Origin of the sequence: Pseudomonas fluorescens (assembly GCF_902497995.1) — a bacterium.
Taxonomy (GTDB): domain Bacteria; phylum Pseudomonadota; class Gammaproteobacteria; order Pseudomonadales; family Pseudomonadaceae; genus Aquipseudomonas; species Aquipseudomonas fluorescens_BK.
The window spans coordinates 18,779-38,696 of the sequence record NZ_CABVII010000030.1 but is presented as its reverse complement, the minus strand read 5'-3'; the positions used below and the strand labels follow the sequence as shown (position 1 = coordinate 38,696).

Annotated in this window: 20 protein-coding genes and 2 pseudogenes; 20 read left to right on the top strand and 2 right to left on the bottom strand. The window is 58.3% G+C overall.

From position 1 onward, the window contains the following. Window positions 1-147: 147 nt before the first annotated feature. From moaC to F8N80_RS26860, 12 genes and pseudogenes are all read left to right on the top strand, one after another. Window positions 148-621: a cyclic pyranopterin monophosphate synthase MoaC gene (gene moaC / locus F8N80_RS26920; protein WP_150747492.1), complete on the top strand. Its 474-nt coding sequence runs from the start codon at window positions 148-150 to the stop codon at window positions 619-621. Continuing rightward, window positions 618-860 carry a molybdopterin converting factor subunit 1 gene (gene moaD, locus F8N80_RS26915; protein ID WP_150747491.1) on the top strand — a complete coding sequence of 81 codons (243 nt, stop codon included), beginning with the start codon at window positions 618-620 and terminating at the stop codon, window positions 858-860. The genes moaC and moaD overlap by 4 nt, the downstream gene beginning before the upstream one ends. Window positions 861-863: 3 nt before the next feature. Further along, the gene (gene moaE, locus F8N80_RS26910) at window positions 864-1,316 is read left to right on the top strand and encodes a molybdopterin synthase catalytic subunit MoaE (RefSeq protein ID WP_150747490.1); all 453 of its coding nucleotides are present in this window, start codon (window positions 864-866) and stop codon (window positions 1,314-1,316) included. 306 nt (window positions 1,317-1,622) lie between these two features. Further along, window positions 1,623-2,399 (top strand): ABC transporter substrate-binding protein, encoded by a 777-nt coding sequence (locus tag F8N80_RS26905; RefSeq protein WP_150747489.1) that lies wholly within the window; start codon window positions 1,623-1,625, stop codon window positions 2,397-2,399. A gap of 234 nt (window positions 2,400-2,633) precedes the next feature. Next, entirely contained in the window at window positions 2,634-3,143 is a 510-nt protein-coding gene (locus F8N80_RS26900; protein ID WP_150785072.1) for a disulfide bond formation protein B, read from the top strand. 826 nt (window positions 3,144-3,969) lie between these two features. Continuing rightward, window positions 3,970-4,914 (top strand): ubiquinol oxidase subunit II, encoded by a 945-nt coding sequence (gene cyoA / locus F8N80_RS26890; protein WP_150747487.1) that lies wholly within the window; start codon window positions 3,970-3,972, stop codon window positions 4,912-4,914. Between the two features lie 3 nt (window positions 4,915-4,917). Then, complete coding sequence (gene cyoB / locus F8N80_RS26885; RefSeq protein WP_150785071.1) at window positions 4,918-6,948, top strand: cytochrome o ubiquinol oxidase subunit I; 2,031 nt, start codon at window positions 4,918-4,920, stop codon at window positions 6,946-6,948. Window positions 6,949-6,951: 3 nt separating this feature from the next. Continuing rightward, on the top strand, window positions 6,952-7,578 hold the full coding sequence (locus tag F8N80_RS26880) for a cytochrome o ubiquinol oxidase subunit III (RefSeq protein WP_064679616.1): 627 nt from the start codon (window positions 6,952-6,954) through the stop codon (window positions 7,576-7,578). After that, window positions 7,579-7,914, top strand: a complete 336-nt coding sequence (gene cyoD, locus F8N80_RS26875; protein WP_150747485.1) for a cytochrome o ubiquinol oxidase subunit IV — start codon at window positions 7,579-7,581, stop codon at window positions 7,912-7,914. A gap of 11 nt (window positions 7,915-7,925) precedes the next feature. After that, entirely contained in the window at window positions 7,926-8,813 is an 888-nt protein-coding gene (gene cyoE, locus F8N80_RS26870) for a heme o synthase (RefSeq protein WP_150747484.1), read from the top strand. 180 nt (window positions 8,814-8,993) lie between these two features. After that, window positions 8,994-9,338, top strand: a pseudogene (locus F8N80_RS26865) (toxin). Then, window positions 9,335-9,649 carry a helix-turn-helix domain-containing protein gene (locus F8N80_RS26860; RefSeq protein WP_150747483.1) on the top strand — a complete coding sequence of 105 codons (315 nt, stop codon included), beginning with the start codon at window positions 9,335-9,337 and terminating at the stop codon, window positions 9,647-9,649. Before F8N80_RS26865 ends, F8N80_RS26860 begins: the two are co-directional and overlap by 4 nt. A 341-nt stretch (window positions 9,650-9,990) precedes the next feature. Here the strand turns inward: F8N80_RS26860 and F8N80_RS26855 are convergent, their stop codons facing one another. Together F8N80_RS26855 and F8N80_RS26850 are read right to left on the bottom strand one after the other, a co-directional pair. Next, window positions 9,991-10,269 carry a DUF3077 domain-containing protein gene (locus tag F8N80_RS26855; protein WP_150747482.1) on the bottom strand — a complete coding sequence of 93 codons (279 nt, stop codon included), beginning with the start codon at window positions 10,267-10,269 and terminating at the stop codon, window positions 9,991-9,993. A gap of 561 nt (window positions 10,270-10,830) precedes the next feature. Further along, window positions 10,831-12,249 (bottom strand): aminotransferase-like domain-containing protein, encoded by a 1,419-nt coding sequence (locus F8N80_RS26850; RefSeq protein ID WP_150747481.1) that lies wholly within the window; start codon window positions 12,247-12,249, stop codon window positions 10,831-10,833. Window positions 12,250-12,396: 147 nt separating this feature from the next. Here F8N80_RS26850 and F8N80_RS26845 point away from each other — a divergent pair, with 147 nt between their 5' ends. The 8 genes and pseudogenes from F8N80_RS26845 (at window position 12,397) to F8N80_RS26810 (ending at window position 19,852) form a co-directional block, all read left to right on the top strand. Next, on the top strand, window positions 12,397-13,497 hold the full coding sequence (locus F8N80_RS26845) for a hypothetical protein (RefSeq protein WP_150785070.1): 1,101 nt from the start codon (window positions 12,397-12,399) through the stop codon (window positions 13,495-13,497). 41 nt (window positions 13,498-13,538) lie between these two features. After that, window positions 13,539-14,819 (top strand): ATP-grasp domain-containing protein, encoded by a 1,281-nt coding sequence (locus F8N80_RS26840; protein WP_150747479.1) that lies wholly within the window; start codon window positions 13,539-13,541, stop codon window positions 14,817-14,819. A gap of 49 nt (window positions 14,820-14,868) precedes the next feature. After that, a complete protein-coding gene (locus F8N80_RS26835; RefSeq protein WP_150747478.1) occupies window positions 14,869-15,363 on the top strand; it encodes a RidA family protein in 495 nt (164 codons plus the stop codon). An 84-nt stretch (window positions 15,364-15,447) separates the two neighbouring features. Next, window positions 15,448-15,920: pseudogene (locus F8N80_RS26830) on the top strand (cupin domain-containing protein); the annotation flags it as partial. A 224-nt stretch (window positions 15,921-16,144) separates the two neighbouring features. After that, the gene (gene yfcF / locus F8N80_RS26825) at window positions 16,145-16,792 is read left to right on the top strand and encodes a glutathione transferase (RefSeq protein ID WP_150747476.1); all 648 of its coding nucleotides are present in this window, start codon (window positions 16,145-16,147) and stop codon (window positions 16,790-16,792) included. Window positions 16,793-16,834: 42 nt separating this feature from the next. Next, complete coding sequence (locus tag F8N80_RS26820) at window positions 16,835-18,175, top strand: KamA family radical SAM protein (protein WP_150747475.1); 1,341 nt, start codon at window positions 16,835-16,837, stop codon at window positions 18,173-18,175. 24 nt (window positions 18,176-18,199) lie between these two features. After that, window positions 18,200-19,072, top strand: coding sequence for a branched-chain amino acid aminotransferase (locus tag F8N80_RS26815; RefSeq protein WP_150747474.1), 873 nt, complete (start codon window positions 18,200-18,202; stop codon window positions 19,070-19,072). Window positions 19,073-19,093: 21 nt separating this feature from the next. Next, a complete protein-coding gene (locus F8N80_RS26810) occupies window positions 19,094-19,852 on the top strand; it encodes a TauD/TfdA family dioxygenase (protein WP_150785069.1) in 759 nt (252 codons plus the stop codon). Window positions 19,853-19,918: the final 66 nt, after the last annotated feature.

The window sequence follows — 19,918 nt, the reverse complement described above, 5'->3', positions numbered from 1 at the left end:
CGCGAAGACGGCGGTACAATCCAACATCAAGCTGCCTGACACACCGCCTTCGCGGGCGAGCCTCGCTCCTACAAGGACATTGCAATCAAAGGTGCGAAAATCTGACCCGCAGGTTTACAATCGGGATTCCTGATCAGGAGTAACCCTGTGCTGACTCATCTCGATTCCCAAGGTCGCGCCAACATGGTCGACGTCACCGAAAAAGCCGTGACGTTCCGCGAAGCGACCGCCCAGGCGCTGGTGCGCATGCTGCCCGACACCCTGCAAATGATCGTCAGCGGCGGTCATCCCAAGGGTGATGTGTTTGCGGTGGCGCGCATCGCCGGCATTCAGGCGGCAAAGAAAACCAGCGATCTGATCCCCCTGTGTCATCCGTTGCTGCTCACCGGCGTCAAGGTCGAACTCAGTGCCGAAGGCGACGATACCGTGCGCATCGTCGCGCGCTGCAAGTTGTCCGGGCAGACCGGCGTCGAGATGGAAGCCCTGACCGCCGCCAGCGTCGCGGCGCTGACGATCTATGACATGTGCAAGGCGGTAGACCGTGGCATGAGCATCGAAAGCGTGCGTTTGCTGGAGAAACTCGGCGGCAAGAGCGGCCATTTCCAGGCGGACCAGCCATGAACCTCACCGTGAAGTTTTTCGCTAGATACAGAGAAGCACTGGGCGTCGACTCGGTAAAGGTTGAAGGCGACTTCGCCACCGTTGACGATGTGCGTGCACTGCTGGCCAAGCGTGATGGTGCCGAGGTACTGAGCGAGCAGAACCTGATGTGTGCCCGCAACGAAGACCTGTGCCAGCTCGACGAGCCGGTGAGCGATGGCGACGAAGTGGCGTTTTTCCCGACTGTAACCGGAGGCTGAGCCATGGCGATTCGCGTGCAGTCCACGGCGTTCGATCCGGGGGCCGAAGTCAACGCCATGCATGCCGCCAATGTCGGCGTCGGTGCGGTGGTGAGTTTTGTCGGCTACGTGCGCGATTTCAATGACGGGCTGGATGTCGCCGGGATGGTTCTGGAACATTACCCGGGCATGACCGAAAAAGCCCTCGGCAAGATCGCCGTCGAGGCGCAGCAGCGCTGGCCGTTGCTCAAGCTGGAAGTGCTGCATCGCATTGGCGCCCTGGAACCGGGCGAGCCGATCGTGTTCGTCGGCGCCGCCAGCGCCCACCGCCAGGCGGCGTTCGACGCCTGCGCCTTTGTCATGGACTACCTGAAAACCCGTGCGCCGTTCTGGAAGAAGGAAAACACAAGTGACGGGGCGCGCTGGATTGAAGGGCGCGACAGTGATCATGCGGCGGCGGATCGCTGGAAGCAGTGATTCCTGCGGTGCATTCAAGTACGCCTTCGCGGGCAAGCCTCGCTCCTACGGGTTCTGTGCATACATAAGTTGTGTGAACGACTCAGAACCTGTAGGAGCGAGGCTTGCCCGCGAAGAGGCCATCCGCAACACCCGATACCCTCCTGACCCACCTCCCGACCACCGGCCGGCACCTCTTGATTTTCCCCAATTGACGACTTATACATAAAAGTCCAGTATGGAATTATAAGTACAAAAAAGGCCTCCCTCCGTTTCAGCTCTTTCTTCTGTCTTGCCAAACCAACAACAACCCGCGAGAGAACGAACATGAAGAAATTCCCACTCATCACCGGTCTGGCCCTGAGCCTGTTGGCGTGCAGTACCCTGTTCGCCGCCGAGAAAACCCTGCGCATCGGCATCGAAGCGGCCTACCCACCGTTCGCGTCGAAAAACGCCGAAGGCAAGATCGTCGGTTTCGACTATGACATCGGCAATGCCCTGTGCGCGCAGATGCAGGTCAAGTGCCAGTGGGTCGAAGGTGAGTTCGATGGCCTGATTCCTTCCTTGAAAGTGAAGAAAATCGACATGGCGCTGTCGTCCATGACCATCAACGAAGACCGCAAGAAGTCGGTGGATTTCACCCACAAGTACTACTTCACCTCATCGCGGCTGGTGATGAAGGAAGGCGCGGTGGTGGATGACCAGTACGCCAGTCTGAAGGGCAAGACCATCGGCGTGCAGCGCGCCACCACCACTGACCGTTACGCCACCGAGGTGTTTGAACCCGAGGGCATCAACGTCAAGCGTTACAGCAACAACGAAGAGATCTACATGGACCTGGCTGCCGGTCGCCTCGATGCCATTTTTGCCGACACCATTCCGCTGAATGACTTCCTGACGATGCCCCGTGGCCAAGGCTATGCCTTTGTCGGGCCGGAACTCAAGGATCCGAAATACGTGGGCGAGGGTGCCGGGATTGCGGTACGCAAGGGCAATACCGAGTTGGTTTCCCAGCTGAACTCGGCCATCGACGGCATTCGCGCCAGTGGCGAATACCAGAAGATTTCGGAGAAGTACTTCAAGTCTGATATCTACGGCGACTGAGCTAACGCTTTCGCGAGCCAGCCCGCTCCCACAATGGAATGCATTTCAACTGTGGGAGCGGGCTTGCTCGCGAAGAGGCCGCTGGCTGATTCAAATGCAGGAAAGTGTTGAAATTTAATCCCTTCTTAACCGGCCTGTCGTCTATTCCCCGATACCCACCCGTGCGCGCCAGGCTCTCCAAGGTCCAGGCCAGCGTGTAGACTTTGGGCAATCGATATTCAGAAGGGAAACGCAATGAGCGAGGAAACAATGCGGTTGGGCCGTGAACGGCGCTATCTGGTGTTACTGGGCGCCATCTGCCTGGCGCTGATCGGCGGCGCGCTGTACATGCAAATTGTCCTGGGCGAGGCACCGTGCCCGCTGTGCATCCTGCAGCGCTACGCCTTGCTGCTGATTGCGCTCTTCGCCTTCATCGGCGCGGCCATGCACACCCGCCGCAGCATCACGGTGTTTGAAACCCTGGTGGTGATCTGCGCCCTGGCAGGCGTCGGGGTGGCCGGGCATCACGTTTACACCCAGTTCTATCCGACAGTCAGCTGCGGTATCGATGTGCTGCAGCCAATCGTCGATGGTTTGCCGCTGGCGAAGATCTTCCCGCTGGGCTTCCAGGTCGACGGTTTCTGCTCGACGCCGTACCCGCCGATTCTCGGTCTGTCCCTCGCCCAATGGGCGCTGGTCGCCTTTGTACTGGTGGTCATCCTGGTGCCGCTGCTCACGTCGCGTAATCGCAGAGCGCTGCGCTGAGGTCATCCTTCGCATCGCTGCATCAACAAAAAAACGCCCCGATCCTCCTTGAGCGCGCCGGGGCGTTTTGCATTGCGCAGGACTGGTAAAAAGACCTTGATGCTCGACAAGTCGGGGGGCGGCATGTGTGCGACATGTTGTCACAGCGCGAGTGTCGCAGGACGTTTCGAAGCGGTGAATTGGCGCACGGTTTCGTAACAAAACGGGGCTTTTCTAATGGTGGGTAGCTTCGACACCGATCAGCCTGAGCAGGCAGTTTTAACAGGGCCTGACGAATTGCCAGAGCCCTTGTTTCATAGGGGCTAGGGCCGGTTCGAAGGAGCGTGTGGAACCTTCGATACTGTCCGAACTGAGCGCGGTAGACCTACTATTTTTGGTGTTTTTGTTGCGAATGAATTTCGATAATATGCCGGACTTTTGCGAAATCCGTGAATGATTGTTGCTGAAATGGATAAAAATTATTTCGGGATGAGACATGGTTTATGAATCGCTACGTCACTACAATCGCCCGCACTGAATTCCCGGCACTGCTCACCCTTACACAGGTGCACGAGCAGCAATAGGGTGTCGAGAGGCCGGATAGCTTCATGCGATTCCCAGGTGTCGGTGCCTTCCACTATCCGCACCAAATGGAATTGGTCTGTAACAAGGCCTTTGACCACGAATTCGAATAAGAACTCACCGCTGTCCCGGGATTTGTCGAACAGCGTCTGACGCGCGACGGGCAGCCCTTATTCAATCCAAGAAAAATGCCAACCCTTGGCAGGGTGAAGTGTTGGCGATCAAAACCCAACTGCATTGCGCAAGCTGCTTTAGAGGTCGTGAGATGAGTAAAAACAGGTACCCCAGACTACTAGGCTTATTGCCGCTGCTCGGCACGTTGTTGCTGGGAGGCTGCAACATGACCTTGCTCAATCCCACGGGCCAGGTCGGCCTGGAGCAGCGAAACCTGATCATCACCGCAACGTTGCTGATGCTGTTGGTCGTGGTCCCGGTCATCGTCATGACCTTCCTGTTCGCCTGGAAATACCGCGCGTCGAACACCAACGCGACCTACACCCCGAAATGGAACCACTCCACCAAGATTGAAATCGCGGTGTGGACCGTTCCGGTCCTGATCATCATTGCTCTGGGTTACGTCACCTACGTGTCGACCCACGAACTGGACCCGTACCGTCCGCTGGAATCCGACGTCAAGCCGATCACCATCGAAGTGGTCTCGCTGGACTGGAAGTGGGTGTTTATCTATCCGGAACAGGGCATCGCCACGGTCAACAAGATCGTGTTCCCGACGAATACACCGGTCAACTTCAAGGTGACTTCGGACTCGGTGATGAACTCGTTCTTCATCCCGGGCCTGGGCGGCCAGATCTACGCGATGGCCGGCATGCAGACCAAGTTGCACCTGATTGCCAACCGTGACGCTGAAATGGAAGGCATCTCCGCCAACTACAGCGGCGCAGGTTTCACCGGCATGAAATTCAAAGCGATCTCAACCTCTCAGGAAAATTTCGACGCCTGGGTAAGCGAAGTCAAAAAGGCACCTAAACAGCTGGAAACAGCTGAATACGAAGCCCTTACCAAGCCAAGCCAGAACAACCCAGTCGAGCTCTACTCCTCGGTCACGCCGAACCTGTTCCAGATCATCGTCGACAAGTACGAAGGCATGAAACCGGGCACGCCGATGCACCACGAGAAGAAAGAGAAAGAAGTGGCCCATATGGAAGGGATGGACATGAGTTCGCATTCAGCTGCCGGGGCAGAGGAGTAAACGATGTTTGGTAAATTAAGTTGGGAAGCGGTCCCGTTCCACGAGCCGATCGTGATGATAACCATCGCCATGATCGCACTCGGTGGCCTGGCACTGTTCGCGGGTATCACTTATTTCAAGAAGTGGACCTACCTGTGGACCGAGTGGCTGACGTCGGTCGACCACAAGAAAATCGGCGTGATGTACATCATCGTCGCCATGATCATGCTGCTGCGCGGTTTTGCCGACGCCATCATGATGCGTACCCAGTTGGCCATGGCCACCGAGGGTTCGCCTGGCTACCTGCCGCCTGAACACTATGACCAGATCTTCACCGCCCACGGTGTGATCATGATCATCTTCATGGCGATGCCATTCTTCACAGGCTTAATGAACCTTGCAGTGCCGCTGCAGATCGGCGCGCGTGACGTGGCCTACCCGTTCCTGAACTCCCTGAGCTTCTGGCTGCTGGTGTCCGGCGTGGTACTGATCAACCTGTCCCTGGGCGTTGGCGAATTCGCCAAGACCGGCTGGGTTGCCTATCCGCCGCTGTCGGGCCTGCAATACAGTCCGGGCGTGGGGATGGATTACTACATCTGGGCGCTACAGCTATCCGGGCTGGGGACGACGCTGACGGGGGTCAACTTCCTGGCCACCGTGCTGAAAATGCGTACCCCGGGCATGAAGCTGATGGACATGCCGATCTTCACCTGGACCTGCACCTGGGCCAACGTCCTGATCGTGGCTTCGTTCCCGATCCTGACCGCTACCCTGGCACTGCTGACGCTTGACCGTTACATGGATTTCCACATTTTCACCAATGAACTTGGTGGCAATCCGATGATGTACGTCAACCTGTTCTGGGCCTGGGGTCACCCCGAGGTGTACATCCTGATTCTGCCGGCGTTCGGGATCTTCTCCGAAGTCATCTCGACCTTCTCCGGCAAGAAACTGTTCGGCCACAAGTCGATGATCTACGCATCGGGCGCGATCTCGATCCTGGGCTTCATGGTCTGGCTGCACCACTTCTTCACCATGGGTTCGGGTGCCAGCGTCAACGCCTTCTTCGGTCTGGCGACGATGCTGATTTCGATCCCGACGGGGGTGAAGCTATTCAACTGGCTGTTCACCATCTACCAGGGCCGTCTGCGTTTCACCAGCCAGGTTCTGTGGACCCTGGGCTTCATGGTGACCTTCGCCATCGGCGGCATGACCGGCGTACTGCTGGCCATTCCGGGTGCTGACTTCGTTCTGCACAACAGCCTGTTCGTGATCGCGCACTTCCATAACGTGATCATCGGCGGCGCGGTATTCGGCTACATCGCCGGCTTCGCCTTCTACTTCCCGAAAGCGTTCGGCTTCAAGCTGCACGAAGGCTGGGGCAAGGCAGCGTTCTGGTTCTGGATCACCGGCTTCTTCGTCGCGTTCATGCCGCTCTATGTCCTGGGCTTCATGGGCATGACCCGTCGTCTGAACGCCACCACCAACCCTGAGTGGGTGCCGTACCTGTACGTCGCCATGTTCGGTGCGGTGATGATCGCTGTCGGCATCGCCTGCCAGCTGATCCAGCTGTACGTCAGCGTGCGTGACCGCAACAAGCCAGAAAACATGTGCGAACACGGCGACCCGTGGAATGCCCATACCCTGGAATGGTCGACCTCGTCGCCACCTCCGTTCTACAACTTTGCCGTGCTGCCGAAAGCCGACGTCATCGACCCGTTCACCGAAGCCAAGGAAGACGGCACCGCGTACAAGGCTCCGGCCAAGTATCAGCCGATCCACATGCCCAACAACACCGCGACCGGTGTGGTCATGGGCGCGCTGTTGACCGTGTTCGGTTTCGCGATGATCTGGCACATCTGGTGGCTGGCGATCGTTGGTCTGGTTGGCACCGTGGTGTATTTCACCATTCATGCCGCCCGTGACGATCAGGGCTACATGGTGCCGGTGGATGTCATCGAGCGCATCGAAGCCGAGCAGCACAAACGTCTGGTAGCGGCCGGGAAAGTCCCAGCCACCGCCACCCGTGTTGAAACCTCGTTGGAACAGGCTTAAACCATGTCGAACTTAGTGACCAATGCTGGACACACCCATGTCGATGGACATGGGCACGATGACCATCACCACGACTCGGGCGAGATGACCGTATTCGGTTTCTGGCTCTACCTGATGACCGACTGCATTCTGTTTGCGTCGATCTTCGCGGTGTACGCGGTACTGGTTAACAACGTAGCGGGCGGCCCGTCGGGCGCCGATATCTTCGAACTGCCTTACGTGCTGGGCGAAACCGCTCTGCTGTTGTTCAGTTCGATCACCTACGGCTTCGCCATGCTGGCGCTGTTCAAGGGTAACAAGAAGGGTGTGCTGACCTGGTTGGGCATGACCTTCCTGCTGGGCGCCGGCTTTATCGCCATGGAGATCAACGAGTTCCACCTGCTGATCTCCGAAGGCTTCGGCCCTAGCCGCTCAGGCTTCCTGTCCGGGTTCTTCACCCTGGTCGGCACCCACGGTCTGCACGTGACCAGCGGTCTGATCTGGATGGCGATCATGATGTACCAGGTGCAGAAAAACGGCCTGACGGCGACCAACAAGACCCGTCTGAGCTGCCTGAGCCTGTTCTGGCACTTCCTGGACGTGGTGTGGATCTGCGTATTCACGGTTGTTTATCTGATGGGGACTATGTAAATGGCTAACGCTCATTCCCACGATGCCCACGATGCGAACCATGGCAGCGTCAAGTCGTACGCCATCGGTTTCATCCTGTCGGTGATCCTGACCGTCATTCCTTTCGGCCTGGTGATGTACCCATCGCTGCCCAAAGCCATGACCCTGTGGATCGTACTGATCTTCGCAGTGATCCAGGTGCTGGTGCACCTGGTGTACTTCCTCCACCTGGACCGCTCCGCCGCCCAGCGTAACAACGTGATCGCGTTTGTTTTCGCAGCATTGGTAATCGTCCTGTTGGTAGGCCTGTCGCTGTGGATCATGTTCAGCATCCACACCAACATGATGGCGCACTGAGGTAAGTCCGGATGTCCTTGAAGCACTTTATCCAAATCACCAAACCGGGGATCATTTTCGGTAACGTGCTTTCAGTGGCAGGCGGATTTTTCCTGGCCTCCAAAGGGCATGTCGATCTGGCCATCTTCCTGGCTGCGATGATCGGCACGTCCCTGGTGGTGGCTTCCGGTTGCGTGTTCAACAACTGCATCGACCGCGACATCGACCTGAAGATGGAACGCACCAAGAACCGGGTGCTGGTCCAGGGCTTGATCTCCCTGAAACTGGCCCTGGCCTTTGCGACCATTCTGGGTGTTTTCGGCGTTGCACTGTTGTACAAGGTGGCCAACCCGTTGGCCGCGTTGTTCGCGGTCATCGGCTTCGTCATCTACGTCGGTTTCTACAGCCTGTACCTCAAGCGCAAGTCGGTTCACGGCACGCTGGTGGGCAGTCTGTCGGGGGCGATGCCGCCGGTGATTGGCTATGTGGCGGTGACGAACAGCTTCGACATGGCCGCACTGACGCTGCTGGTGATGTTCAGCCTGTGGCAGATGCCGCATTCCTACGCCATCGCGATCTTCCGTTTCAACGATTACCTGGCCGCATCGATTCCGGTGCTGCCGGTGAAGCGCGGGATTGAAGTGGCGAAGAAGCACATCCTGCTCTACATCCTGGCGTTCCTCGTGGCGACCCTGATGCTGACCTTCAGCGGCTACGCCGGCATGAGCTACCTCGCCGTCGCCGCGGCCATGGGCATGTACTGGCTGTACATGGCCTGGACCGGCTACAAGGCAGTGGATGATACGGTCTGGGCGCGCAAGCTGTTCGTGTTCTCGATCTTTACCATTACCGCGTTGAGCGTGATGATGTCGCTGGATTTCAAGGTGCCGAGTGAGTTGTTGCTGACTTACGCGCCGTAAGCGTCGGATGCTGTAAAGAAAACCCCGCCTTCGAGAGAAGTGCGGGGTTTTTTATTGGGGATTTTCTGGTGGATCGAGTTGCCGCCATCGTCGGTGTATCTGGTGATACCGCGTTGACAGCTTGTCTGAAGGATAAGTCGCCACTTGCTTGACTATAAGCAATTTGCTTATAGTTTGCTTATGCGAACCGTATTCTTCGAAACCACAACCTTCACGGCGTCAGTCGGCGATTATCTGACGGACGACGAGTATCGAGCGCTGTAAAATCACATGCAGCTGAATCCACAGGCGGGCGACGTCATGCCGCGCACGGGCGGCTTCCGCAAGCTGCGCTGGGTCGATGGGCGCCGAGGCAAAGGCAGGCGAGGTGGCTTGCGGGTTATCTATTATTGGCTTATGAATAATGGCCAGTTCTGGATGTTTGCAATTTATGACAAAGATGAGCTTGAGAATTTGACTGCCGACCAAGAGAAGGCGCTCAAAAAAGCCATAGCAACAGAATTGAAAGTACGAGGTTCCCCATGAAAAAACGCGACCTGTTTGCAGAATTGATGCAGGGCGTTGAAGAGATGGCGGCTCAACGCGAAGGCAAGATCACGCTGCGCAATACGACGGTGGAGGACATCCCGGCGCCCGAGGTGGGAGCGCAAGAAATCGTTGCGCTACGAGCAAAGTTACACATGTCCCAAGCCGTTTTTGCCAAGCGAATTCGGACCAGCCCAAGCACCCTGAGAAATTGGGAGCAGGAAAAGTCGAAGCCCAACGCCCAAGCTGCCTTGTTGATAAGGCTGGTGGAAAAATTCCCTGACATGGTTGATCGACTGGCAACTGTTTAAGCAAATAGTCGAACTTCTAAAAAAAGCCCCGCCCTACAAGAAAAGGGCAGATTTTTTCATTAAATATTCGCGGATGGCAATTCATTCTGTTCTGCCATCCATTCGCATCTCGACCTCCTGCTGGAAGCAGTGAGGTCCAGAAGGTCACTTAAGAAAAAATCGAGATAATCTGGAAATCTTAAGATTTTATTGAGCTGCTCAAGAAAATCCGTTCGATCTGTCTAAGACTGAAGATTGTCGTGATGAGCTCGACGGAATATTCCGGGTTCTACGACATTCTGAGACATTTGGCTGTCCGACAAAAAGCCCCGCGTTTCGGAAGAAGTGCGGAGCTTTTTCTTTTACGCGCGGTTGTTACATGGAGCGTCGAGCACCTTCACCACGTCATCGATGATTGCTTTGCTCATGTCCTGCAAATAATGGGAGGCCCAGGCATGCCGGTCGGTTTCGCGAACCATGGCGGCGTCTGAGGCGAGCAGTTTGGCGACGTGGAGCAGGTCGGATGCGTGGGAGAGGGCCTGGATGACCGGGACGCCGGCGTTGATGCGGAAGAGCGGTTCGTTGGCGTGGTAACAAAAAGGCGTGAGGCCGATGGTTTTCAGGTCTTGGGGGTTGGTCATTGGGCACCTCCGGTGATTGGGCGGAGGCTGGTAATGACCGGTGGCGCAAAGGTGCTGATTTTAGACGGATCAATAACGTGCATGAGCGAACTCCAGAATCAAAGTAGAGCTGCCACGTTCGTTATCAGGCGAATGGGTGGCAGCTATGCGCAGGCTGATAAACCGGTATGCACGACCCGGCAGACCCGAAGGTCTCCCGCGCACAGCCGCCATTGCATGAGTTTGCAGGCATAAAAAAACGCCTGCAATCATGATTTGGGTGCTGGTACGCGCGCATCTTACCGGGTTATCAGGCCCGGTCGCTGAATTGGCAGCGACAGCCTCAAGCTATCGGGCATTTTCAGAGGCCGCAATCGTAGCGATCTGGTGGCTTGTGAACATGTCGGGCAACATATCTTGTAGGAGAGGACTTTGGTCCGATCCTGTCGGTCGACAGTGCGATCACCGCAATCCTTGTGGGAGCGGGCTTGCTCGCGAAGGCGGTGTGTCAGGCAACATTGATTTTGGCTGTAACGCCCTCTTCACGAGCAAGCCCGCTCCCATAAGGTTAGTGTCGGTCAGTTATTTACTTTGTGTGTCCAGCAACCGGAAGAACCGTTCGCGCACCTGGGTGTTATCGCTGTGGGCAACGTTGAAACGCAGAAAGTGGCTCGCATCCGGCGCCTTACTGAGCAACGTGCCGGGCGCGAGCACCAGGTCGATATCCAGACCTTTCCTCGCCAGGGTTTCGGCATGATGCCCTTCCGGTAAACGCGTCCAGATAAACAACCCCTCATGGGGCAGCGATGACACCGAGCATCCTGCCTCCACCAGCCAGCTCGTCACCCGACTGCTCGACTCGTAAAGCCGATCCACCGTGCGCCGGGTATGTTTGGCATAGCTGCCATCACTGAGCATCGTGCAGATAATCTGCTCCGCCAATTCCGAGGTCATGCCACCGGCGGCCATTTTCAGCGTAACCAGCCGCGCCGCCAGTTGCGGTGACAGTACCGCGTAGCTGACGCGGCTGTTGGCCGTCAGGGTCTTGGAGAAGCCGGACACGTAACTGACGTTGTCCAGCCCGCCCGCTGCCAGGCGTGGCGTCATGCGTTGCTGCATGTCGCAATACAAGTCGTCTTCGAGGATGTGGAAACCGTAACGGTGGCTCAACTCCAGCAAGCGATAAACCTGCGCGGGGGAGAACGAGTGCCCGGTCGGGTTGTGCAGGGTACTGTTGGTCATGTAGAGCACGGGACGATGGGCGATCAGCAATTGCTCGAAGGCCTCCAGGTCCATGCCGTCACAATCCCGGGGGATGGTGATGACCTTGGCACCATGCAAGGCCAGGTTGGCGTGCATGGTGAAGTAACAGGGGTCGTCGAGCAGCACCGTGTCGCCGGGTTTGACCAGCAGGCGCATCAGCATGTCGATGGCCTGCACGGTGTTGGCCGTGGTGACGATCTGGTCCACCGGCACTTCGATGCCATGGGTCGACAGCTTCACCCGCAACGCCTCGCGCAGCGGCAGGTAACCGCCGGCAACGCCGTATTCGCCCATGCGCAGGGAGGTTGCGCGCAGGGTGCCGCGCACGGCTTTAAGCAACTCTTCAGCCGGCAACCACGAGGAAGGCAGGAAACCGGCGCCAGGGCGCAGCGCGCCGTTGTCCAGCAACACCGCGCGGCGGACCACGCTGAGCGTGTCTTGAGGTTGCAGGTCGGGGCCGGCATCGGTCTGGATCGGGAGGCTGGAGCGGTGCACGTAATGCCCCGAGCCCTGGCGTGACACCACCAACCCCTTGGCCCGCAAGCGGTCCAGGGCATCAACCACCGTGGACTTGCCGACGTTCATCAGATCGGAGAGTTCGCGAATCGGCGGCAGTCTGGAGCCGTGGGGCAGGCCGCCCTGGCTGATCGCAACGGTCAACTGATCGACGATCTGCTGCACCAGCGGCGCGCCGGGCTGGAATTCGATGGCGGCGATGACTGCGCGTTGAACCTGCATTTTACTGGTCTCTCCGACAGTAAAGTTCGTTTGATTCTATACGAACTTGCTCTGATCAAAACAATCCTTCGTCTCTACCATCACCTTACAGACTTTCCTGATTGTCGGGCCTGCGGTTCTGCAATCGCTTGGTTCAGAGGTGTTGCAATGAGTGTTCGAACAACGGTCTCCGTCGCCAAGCCGGTGATCAACATCCGCCTGTTCACGATCCGGATCATCACCGCCGTGTCGCTGTTTGCCGTGCTGGGCAAGGCCAACGTGTGGCTCGACACCGCCACCAACAGCATTCTCGCCCTCGGTTATCGGGCCTTGTTGTTGCTCTTGCCCCTGACGTTGCTGGTGCTCGGCCGGCGGTCCCTGAGCGTCACGCTGTTGTGCGCCGCCCTCGGGCTGGTGTTGCTGGCGGTCACCAGCAACCAGGGCATGGTGATGTTTGCCGCGGCATTGTTTGCCTATGGCATTGCGATTGCCGGTTACCTGATCAAGAGCGAAGCGGCCCAGACCAAGGAAGGTGCCGCCTACAACCGGGTCGCCATGAACATGGGCAGCCTGCTGGCGGGGCTGATCCTGCTGTCGCCGCTGCTGACGCCCACCATGTTTTTCCTTGGCGCCGCGAGTTTTGTCCTGCTGTGCCTGCCCATCGCCATGGGCGCCACGTTCACCACCCAAGCGGCCGTTGCCCAGCCAGCCACCCACGACGGCAGCGGCTGGCGCAACAAACTGCCATGGGTGATCGCCGGGATCATCATGGGGATCAAACTGTTCGGCGTGTTCTCGATCCTGCCCCAGGCGATCCTGCTCGAGACCGGTGAGTTGCCGGCCTGGTATGGCCTGATGCTGATCCTCAACAGCGCCGTGGTGGTATTTGTCCAGGTGCCGGTGATGAAGCTGATCGAGCGCACCGGGCGCTTCAAGGTGATCGCGGTGATCGGCATCATCATCGGCGGCTTTGCGGTGCTCTCGTCTCCGGCCGCATTCCATGTCGAAACCCTTGTCGGCGCGTTGATCTGGGTGGCGCTGCTGTCCATCGCCGAATGTGCGTTCAGCTACCTCGACTACTTCTCGGTCAAGCAGAACAACATGTTCGTCAAGGAAGTGTCCCTTGGCGTCGGCGCCGGGCTGACGGTGCTGATCATGCGGGTCGTGCCACCACCGTACAACGCCCTGGTGCTGGCCGCCATCGGCGCGGGCGGGATTCTGGCCTGGTACTGGCTCAACCGTAAATCCAACGCGTCGCTGCACGACTGAGTCATCGCGTTGCCGTTTTTTCTTCACAGGTCGGGTGTTACATGAATACGACGTCTTGCGTAGTAGTGGTCGGGTACAACGGTAATCGGGTTCACGATATCCAGAAGCTGCGCGACCTCTGCAGAACACTTTATAACGCCCGGTTGATCCTGCTGGTCGAGCAGATTCAGCCCGATGACGATCAGGTGGCGGATCACGTGTGCTGCACGTCCCTGGCGCCGGAGGATGTGGCGAACTCTCTGGAACTGGTGGCGGGTTGCCTGGGTGTCGATCGCTGGAGACTGATCGGGGTGTTGCCCTTTTCCGACCGTGGTGTGTTGCTCGGCGCGGCGCTGGCGACCCACTATGGTGTGCCCGGCATCACCCCGGGCGAGGCGCAGGCGGGGCTGGATAAACAGATTTTTCGCAAACTGGAAGCGGCGGCGAGCGCTGCGCCGGAAGATTACCGTCCGGTGTTTTCCGCCCGAATCGAGAGCCTGGGCGAGCTGCGCCAGCGGGTTGTCGAGCTTGGCGGCAGAGCCTTTATCAAACCTGCCTGCGAAGGCGCGAGCAGGGGCTGCCGGGTCATTCGTCATCCGTCTGAATGCGACGAGGCGTGGCAGGCACTCAAGCCGTATCGCGAAGGCGGCATCATCCTCGAAGAATTGATCCAGAACGCTCGGGAATACAGCTGGGACTACGTGGCCGGCAGCACCTGGGTCACTGAGAAAACCACCACCGAAGGCGCCTATCGCGCGGAAATCCAGCAAGTGGTGCCGGCACCGTTGACGACCGAGGTGCAGGCGCGCCTGGCGGCAGCCGGCCAGCACATGGCCGGCCTGGTTTCGCTGGATAACGGGGCCTATCACAACGAGGTTTTCCTGCGCAGCGACGGCCTGACCTCGGCGGTGGAAACCAATATGCGCCCCGGCGGCATGCACATCTGGGACCTGGCGCGCCTGGCATTCGTCGACTTCGATCCCTGGGAGCGCTGGGTCAGATGGGCGGTGGAGGGCAAGACCGACCATCACGACCCCGTCGCCCGGGGTTATTGCGGTATTCGTCTGCTGCGGGCACCGGCCGGCGGACTGTTGCGCTACATGCCAAACATCGAGTCCCTGGCTCGGGAGCTCAACATCAAGCTGGTGGAAGCGGTGTACGCCAAACGCCTCAGTGATTCGGTCACGGCACTGGTCAAGGACAACACTTCGTTCATCGGCCACATCGTCTTGTTCAGCGAGGACTACGGGCAGCTCAACGCCAATCTGCTGCGTCTGGCAGACGCGATCGAGTCGCGCGTCGAGGTCACCTGTCTGGCTGCACCGTCGAGAGCGGTGGGCTAAGTCGTCGACATCAATGTTTTTTGCATGATTGGTTATGAGGGTTGGGTCAATGATTGAGCACATGAGCTGTGATGAACGTTTCATCGCCCTGGCAAAAGAACTCGGCTACGACATCTATGGCGAGAACACCGCCGGTGGGCATTATGCTCCGTTGATTCGGCACCATGACGAACTGTACGTCAGTGGCCTGGTGCCGCGCATGAACGGAAAAATCCAGTATCCCGGCAGAGTCGGGCTGGAACTCAGCCTGACGGACGCTCAATCGGCCGCCAGCATCAGCGCGATGCGCGGTCTGGCGCTGATCGTCGACGCCATCGGTTCGCTGGATAAAATCAAGTCGCTGATACGGATAACGGTCTATGTGAAATCCACGGCGGATTTTGTAGACCTGAGCGAAGTGGCCAACGGTGCGTCGGATGTATTCAGCCATGTCCTGGGGGATGCCGGTAAACATACTCGAACGACCGTGGGTGTTTATCAATTGCCAAAAAATGCCGCGGTAGAAGTTGACATGATCGCAGCGCTGAGACCCTCGGTATTATAAGTGTGGGGCGCGCGGCTTTACAGCGTTGAATGGTTGGCCTAAGGTTCAGTCATTCAAGTCGACTAAACAAGTTGGAACTCACGGATGAATAACGTTCAAGGTGCGTTTTTTTCATATAAGGACTTTCGCCAGAGTTTGCACCCGCCACCGGTCAGTGCGCGGGTATGGAAGGCGGGTGATCTTGCAGACTTTCGCCAGGGTCTCGAAACCAGCGAAGTCGATATTGTCGCGCTGGCCCATGAAAAAAGTATCGAAGGCTGCACGTTGACGCCAGGCATGGCGGTGTCCATGCAATGGTTGAAACCCGCCACGGTGTTGAACGGTCACGTTCATGCCTGGTGGCACCTGTTCATCATTCAGTCCGGCAGCGGCGCGTTGACCCTGGGCGATGCCGATGAAGTCAGCGTCAGCCCCGGCGACGTGTTGCTGGTGCCGGCCTGGACCCCGCACGGCTTCGTCAACAACAGCGCCACCGAACCGCTGGCCATGCTGAACATGAGCAACATGCCGCAAATGGCGCTGCTCTCCAGTTCGCCGACAGCCATGGCCTGATCACCCGCCCGCTATCATTTCCCCTGCGCTACACACCCCGGGAGTCCGCGTTCGCTGACTCCCTTTTTCTGTTTCTGCCGTCCCCCTTCCGAAGCCTCCGGGCGACTGGTTTTTCGAATGGCTGTATCGATAGAAACAGATAATTTCTGTATCTGTTCAGCGCCTGAGCAACTAACTAGGATCGCTTTCAAGGCAACGGATTAATGTGCGTTATGCAAGGGAGCGTTCTATGGAAAGTACCAGGTTTAAACTGTATGTTGGTGCGGATTTTGTCAGTGCTTTTGCAATGTCGGCATTTGTGGCGCTAAAAGAAAAGCAACTTTCATTTGAGTTTGTTGCGCTGGATTTAAAAGCGCGAGAAAACTATCAGGCGAGTTATCGTGATGTATCGCTGACCTGCAAGATCCCCACCTTGGTTCATGAAGGTTTTGCCCTGTCGGAATCGTCGGCCATTGCCGAATACCTGGAGGAAGTGACACCGGGGCATAACCCACTATTCCCGCTGGACATCAAACAGCGCGCCCGCGCCCGTCAACTCCAGGCCTGGCTGCGCAGCGACCTGCTGGTGATTCGCAAAGAACGCCCGGCGGACCTCATCTACTTCGGCAAAAAAGATAACCCGCTGTCCGACGAAGCCCAGGCCGCCGTCGGCAGATTGTTCTTCGTGGCTGACCGTTTACTGGAAGAGGGCGCCGATCACCTGTTCGGCGACTGGAGCATTGCCGACACCGACCTGGCAATCATGCTCAACCGCCTGCTCGCCAATGGCGATCAGGTGCCTGCGCGACTCGCGGCGTATGTGCGCCGCCAGTGGGATCGCGACAGCGTTCGGGCGTGGATGGACATAGAGCGCGCAGCGCCGGCCATCGCACTCTGAAATGTCCAAAGCCACCGCCAGGCAATCACCAGGAGCGCTGCCATGCAGGGACTGTCGGAGCAGGAAAGATACAAACCCTATAACTCACGCACCATCCGCGACACGCCGTACTGGCAGAAACTGACGCCAGCGTTGCAGGAAGCGATGACCGTCGTCGCCAGGGTCATGCCGTTTCGCACCAACGACTACGTATTGGGCACGCTGATCGACTGGGACAACATCCCCGACGATCCGATTTTTCGCATGACCTTTCCCCACAAGGACATGTTGCTGCCGGACGAGTACGCCTCGCTCAAGCACCTGATCGAAGGGGATGACACCGTCGCCATCAAGCGCAGGATCGAAGCGATCTGGCTGCGCATGAACCCCCATCCGGCCGGGCAACTGACGCACAACGGCGTGACCCTCGACGCAAAAGTCTTGCCGGGCATTCAGCACAAGTACCGCGAGACCGTGCTGTTTTTTCCCGGTGCCGGTCAGACGTGTCACGCCTACTGCACCTTTTGTTTCCGCTGGGCGCAGTTCATCGGCGAAGAAGAGCTCAAGTTCAATGCGCGTGAATCCCAGGAACTGGTGAGCTACCTGCGGGTGCACACTGAGGTCACCGATGTGCTGATCACCGGCGGCGATCCGATGATCATGAACACCCGTTCGCTGGCCGGTTACATCGAGCCGTTGCTGGAATTGCCCGACCTGAAAAGCATCCGCATCGGCACCAAGTCCGTGGCTTATTGGCCGCAACGCTTTGTCAGCGACAAGGATGCTCCCGAGCTGCTCGAGCTGTTCAAACGGATCGTCGCGGCGGGGAAAAACCTGTCGATCATGGGGCATTACAACCACCCGGTGGAAATCCGCCAGGACATCGCCCGCCAGGCCATCGAACGCATTCGCTCCACCGGGGCCACCCTGCGCATGCAGGCGCCGGTGATCCGCTACATCAACGAAAACCCCGCCGACTGGGCGGCACTCTGGACCGAAGGCGTGCGGCTCGGGGCCGTGCCTTATTACATGTTCGTCGAGCGCGATACCGGGCCCAGCCATTACTTCGCGATGCCGCTGGCCCGGGCGTTCGAGATTTTCCAGGCGGCCTATCGCACGGTGTCCGGGCTGGCACGCACGGTGCGCGGGCCATCCATGAGCACCTTCTACGGCAAGGTGTTGATCAACGGCATCGAGACCGTGGCCGGGGAAAAGGTGTTCGTGCTGCAGTTCCTCCAAGCGCGGAATCCGCAATGGGTGTTGCGCACCTTCTATGCGCGATTCGATCCGCAGGCGACCTGGTTCGACGAGTTGAGGCCAGCGTTTGGCGAGCGCTTGTTCTTCTTTCAGCCCGAGCCTGTGGCAGTGCCCGAATTGATACCGGTCCTGCTCGAGACGGCGTAGGACGATTCTTCAGGAGATAGGGATATGAGCGGTATTCCGTTTGATCAGCGAGAAGGGTTTATCTGGCTCGACGGCGAGTTCGTCGAGTGGTCCCAGGCGCGGCTGCATGTACTGACCCATGGTCTGCATTACGCCAGCACCGTTTATGAAGGGGAGCGCGTCTACAACGGCAAGATCTTCAAACTGCGTGAGCACAGCGAGCGACTGTATCGCTCGGCCCGATTGATGGATTTTGCCATTCCCTATGAGCTGGCCGAACTGGAAGCGGCCAGTGTCGAACTGCTGCAACGCAACAGCGTGGTCGAGGGCTATCTGCGCCCGGTGGCGTGGCGCGGCAGCGAAATGATTTCCACCTCGGCGCGCTTCAATCGCGTGCATGTGGCGATTGCCTGCTGGCAGTGGCCGAGCTATTTCGACCCGGCCGGGCACATGGCCGGCATCCGTATGAAGACCGCCGAGTGGCGGCGTCCGCCCCCGAGCTGCAGCCCCTTCGAAGCCAAGGCGTCCGGGCATTACCAGATCGCCACGCTGAGCAAGCACGACGCGGAAAATAACGGCTTTCACGATGCCCTGATGCTCGACTGGCGGGGCAACGTCGCCGAAGCCACCAGCGCCAATGTGTTCTTCGTCAAAGACCGGACATTACACACGCCGCTGCCGGACTGCTTCCTCAACGGCATCACCCGCCAGACCGTCATCGAACTGGCCAAGGCACTGGATTACCAGGTGATCGAACGCACCATTGTTCCTACGGAACTTGGGGACTTCGACGAGTGTTTTCTTACCGGTACCGCCGCCGAAATCACACCCGTGCAGAGCATCGATCAGCAGCGCTATCGACCGGGCAGCGCCTGCCGCGACTTCATTGCCGCTTACACCTCAACCGTCAACGCCTGATAAACAGCCAGGAACTTCACCATGTCAGATCAAGGGATTGTTGCGTCTACACCTTACGTTTCACTGGGCCACCGCCATGAGGAGTTGTCGGCGCGCGGCTGGACGGTGCTGACACCGGACGAATTTGCCTACGATGTGCTCGGCACGCTGTATGAGTTCGGCCCGGTCATTCCGCAATTCAATGGCCAGACCGCCTTCGCCATCACCCGCAAGCCGGGTTACGAAGACTTGCCCTATTCCCAGAGCATGAACGGCATCGGCCCGCACACCGAAGCGCCGGTCTATGGACCGCCGCCGCGCTACCTGGCATTGCATTGTCATCGACAGGCCAGGTGCGGTGGCGGGCATACGGGGCTGGTGGACGGTTATGAATTCCTGGCGTTTCTGGGGCGCACCGAACCCGAGCTGCGCGAATGGATCGACGACACGGCGGTGGAGTTTGTTGCCACCGCCAAACCCGGCGAAGCGGCGCAACACCGGGTCAAGGAATACATTCTGACGCCTACCGAGGAAGGGGATATTTTCCGCTTCAGCTACAACCAGTTTCACTACGGCGATGTGAATCCTTCCAAAGAAGATCTCCTGCAATCGCAGGTCGTCAACAGCGCCTCGCCGCTGGCCAGGTTTGCGGTGCTGGGCGAAACGTATTTCGTGCAGCTCAACACCCCGGTGCTGATTCCCGACGGGTGCATGCTGATTTGGGACAACTGGCGAATGATCCACGCCCGCAGTCGATACACTGACCCGGCGCGCAACCTGACTCGTTATTGGCTGGCCTGATTTATCCGTCGCCCACTTTTCCATCGGCGTACCCCTTGGCGGGTACGCGTCCTACAGGTATCGCGT

Bases quoted from the DNA above. Each gene is read 5' to 3' on its own strand.
- moaD (WP_150747491.1), top strand. From the start codon at position 618: ATGAACCTCACCGTGAAGTTTTTCGCTAGATACAGAGAAGCACTGGGC.
- F8N80_RS26860 (WP_150747483.1), top strand. From the start codon at position 9,335: ATGAAAAAACGCGACCTGTTTGCAGAATTGATGCAGGGCGTTGAAGAG.
- moaE (WP_150747490.1), top strand. From the start codon at position 864: ATGGCGATTCGCGTGCAGTCCACGGCGTTCGATCCGGGGGCCGAAGTC.
- cyoD (WP_150747485.1), top strand. From the start codon at position 7,579: ATGGCTAACGCTCATTCCCACGATGCCCACGATGCGAACCATGGCAGC.
- F8N80_RS26850 (WP_150747481.1), bottom strand. From the start codon at position 12,249: ATGCAGGTTCAACGCGCAGTCATCGCCGCCATCGAATTCCAGCCCGGC.
- F8N80_RS26855 (WP_150747482.1), bottom strand. From the start codon at position 10,269: ATGACCAACCCCCAAGACCTGAAAACCATCGGCCTCACGCCTTTTTGT.
- F8N80_RS26835 (WP_150747478.1), top strand. From the start codon at position 14,869: ATGATTGAGCACATGAGCTGTGATGAACGTTTCATCGCCCTGGCAAAA.
- F8N80_RS26880 (WP_064679616.1), top strand. From the start codon at position 6,952: ATGTCGAACTTAGTGACCAATGCTGGACACACCCATGTCGATGGACAT.
- F8N80_RS26810 (WP_150785069.1), top strand. From the start codon at position 19,094: ATGTCAGATCAAGGGATTGTTGCGTCTACACCTTACGTTTCACTGGGC.
- F8N80_RS26840 (WP_150747479.1), top strand. From the start codon at position 13,539: ATGAATACGACGTCTTGCGTAGTAGTGGTCGGGTACAACGGTAATCGG.
- F8N80_RS26820 (WP_150747475.1), top strand. From the start codon at position 16,835: ATGCAGGGACTGTCGGAGCAGGAAAGATACAAACCCTATAACTCACGC.
- F8N80_RS26900 (WP_150785072.1), top strand. From the start codon at position 2,634: ATGAGCGAGGAAACAATGCGGTTGGGCCGTGAACGGCGCTATCTGGTG.
- cyoE (WP_150747484.1), top strand. From the start codon at position 7,926: ATGTCCTTGAAGCACTTTATCCAAATCACCAAACCGGGGATCATTTTC.
- F8N80_RS26905 (WP_150747489.1), top strand. From the start codon at position 1,623: ATGAAGAAATTCCCACTCATCACCGGTCTGGCCCTGAGCCTGTTGGCG.
- F8N80_RS26815 (WP_150747474.1), top strand. From the start codon at position 18,200: ATGAGCGGTATTCCGTTTGATCAGCGAGAAGGGTTTATCTGGCTCGAC.
- cyoA (WP_150747487.1), top strand. From the start codon at position 3,970: ATGAGTAAAAACAGGTACCCCAGACTACTAGGCTTATTGCCGCTGCTC.
- F8N80_RS26845 (WP_150785070.1), top strand. From the start codon at position 12,397: ATGAGTGTTCGAACAACGGTCTCCGTCGCCAAGCCGGTGATCAACATC.
- cyoB (WP_150785071.1), top strand. From the start codon at position 4,918: ATGTTTGGTAAATTAAGTTGGGAAGCGGTCCCGTTCCACGAGCCGATC.
- yfcF (WP_150747476.1), top strand. From the start codon at position 16,145: ATGGAAAGTACCAGGTTTAAACTGTATGTTGGTGCGGATTTTGTCAGT.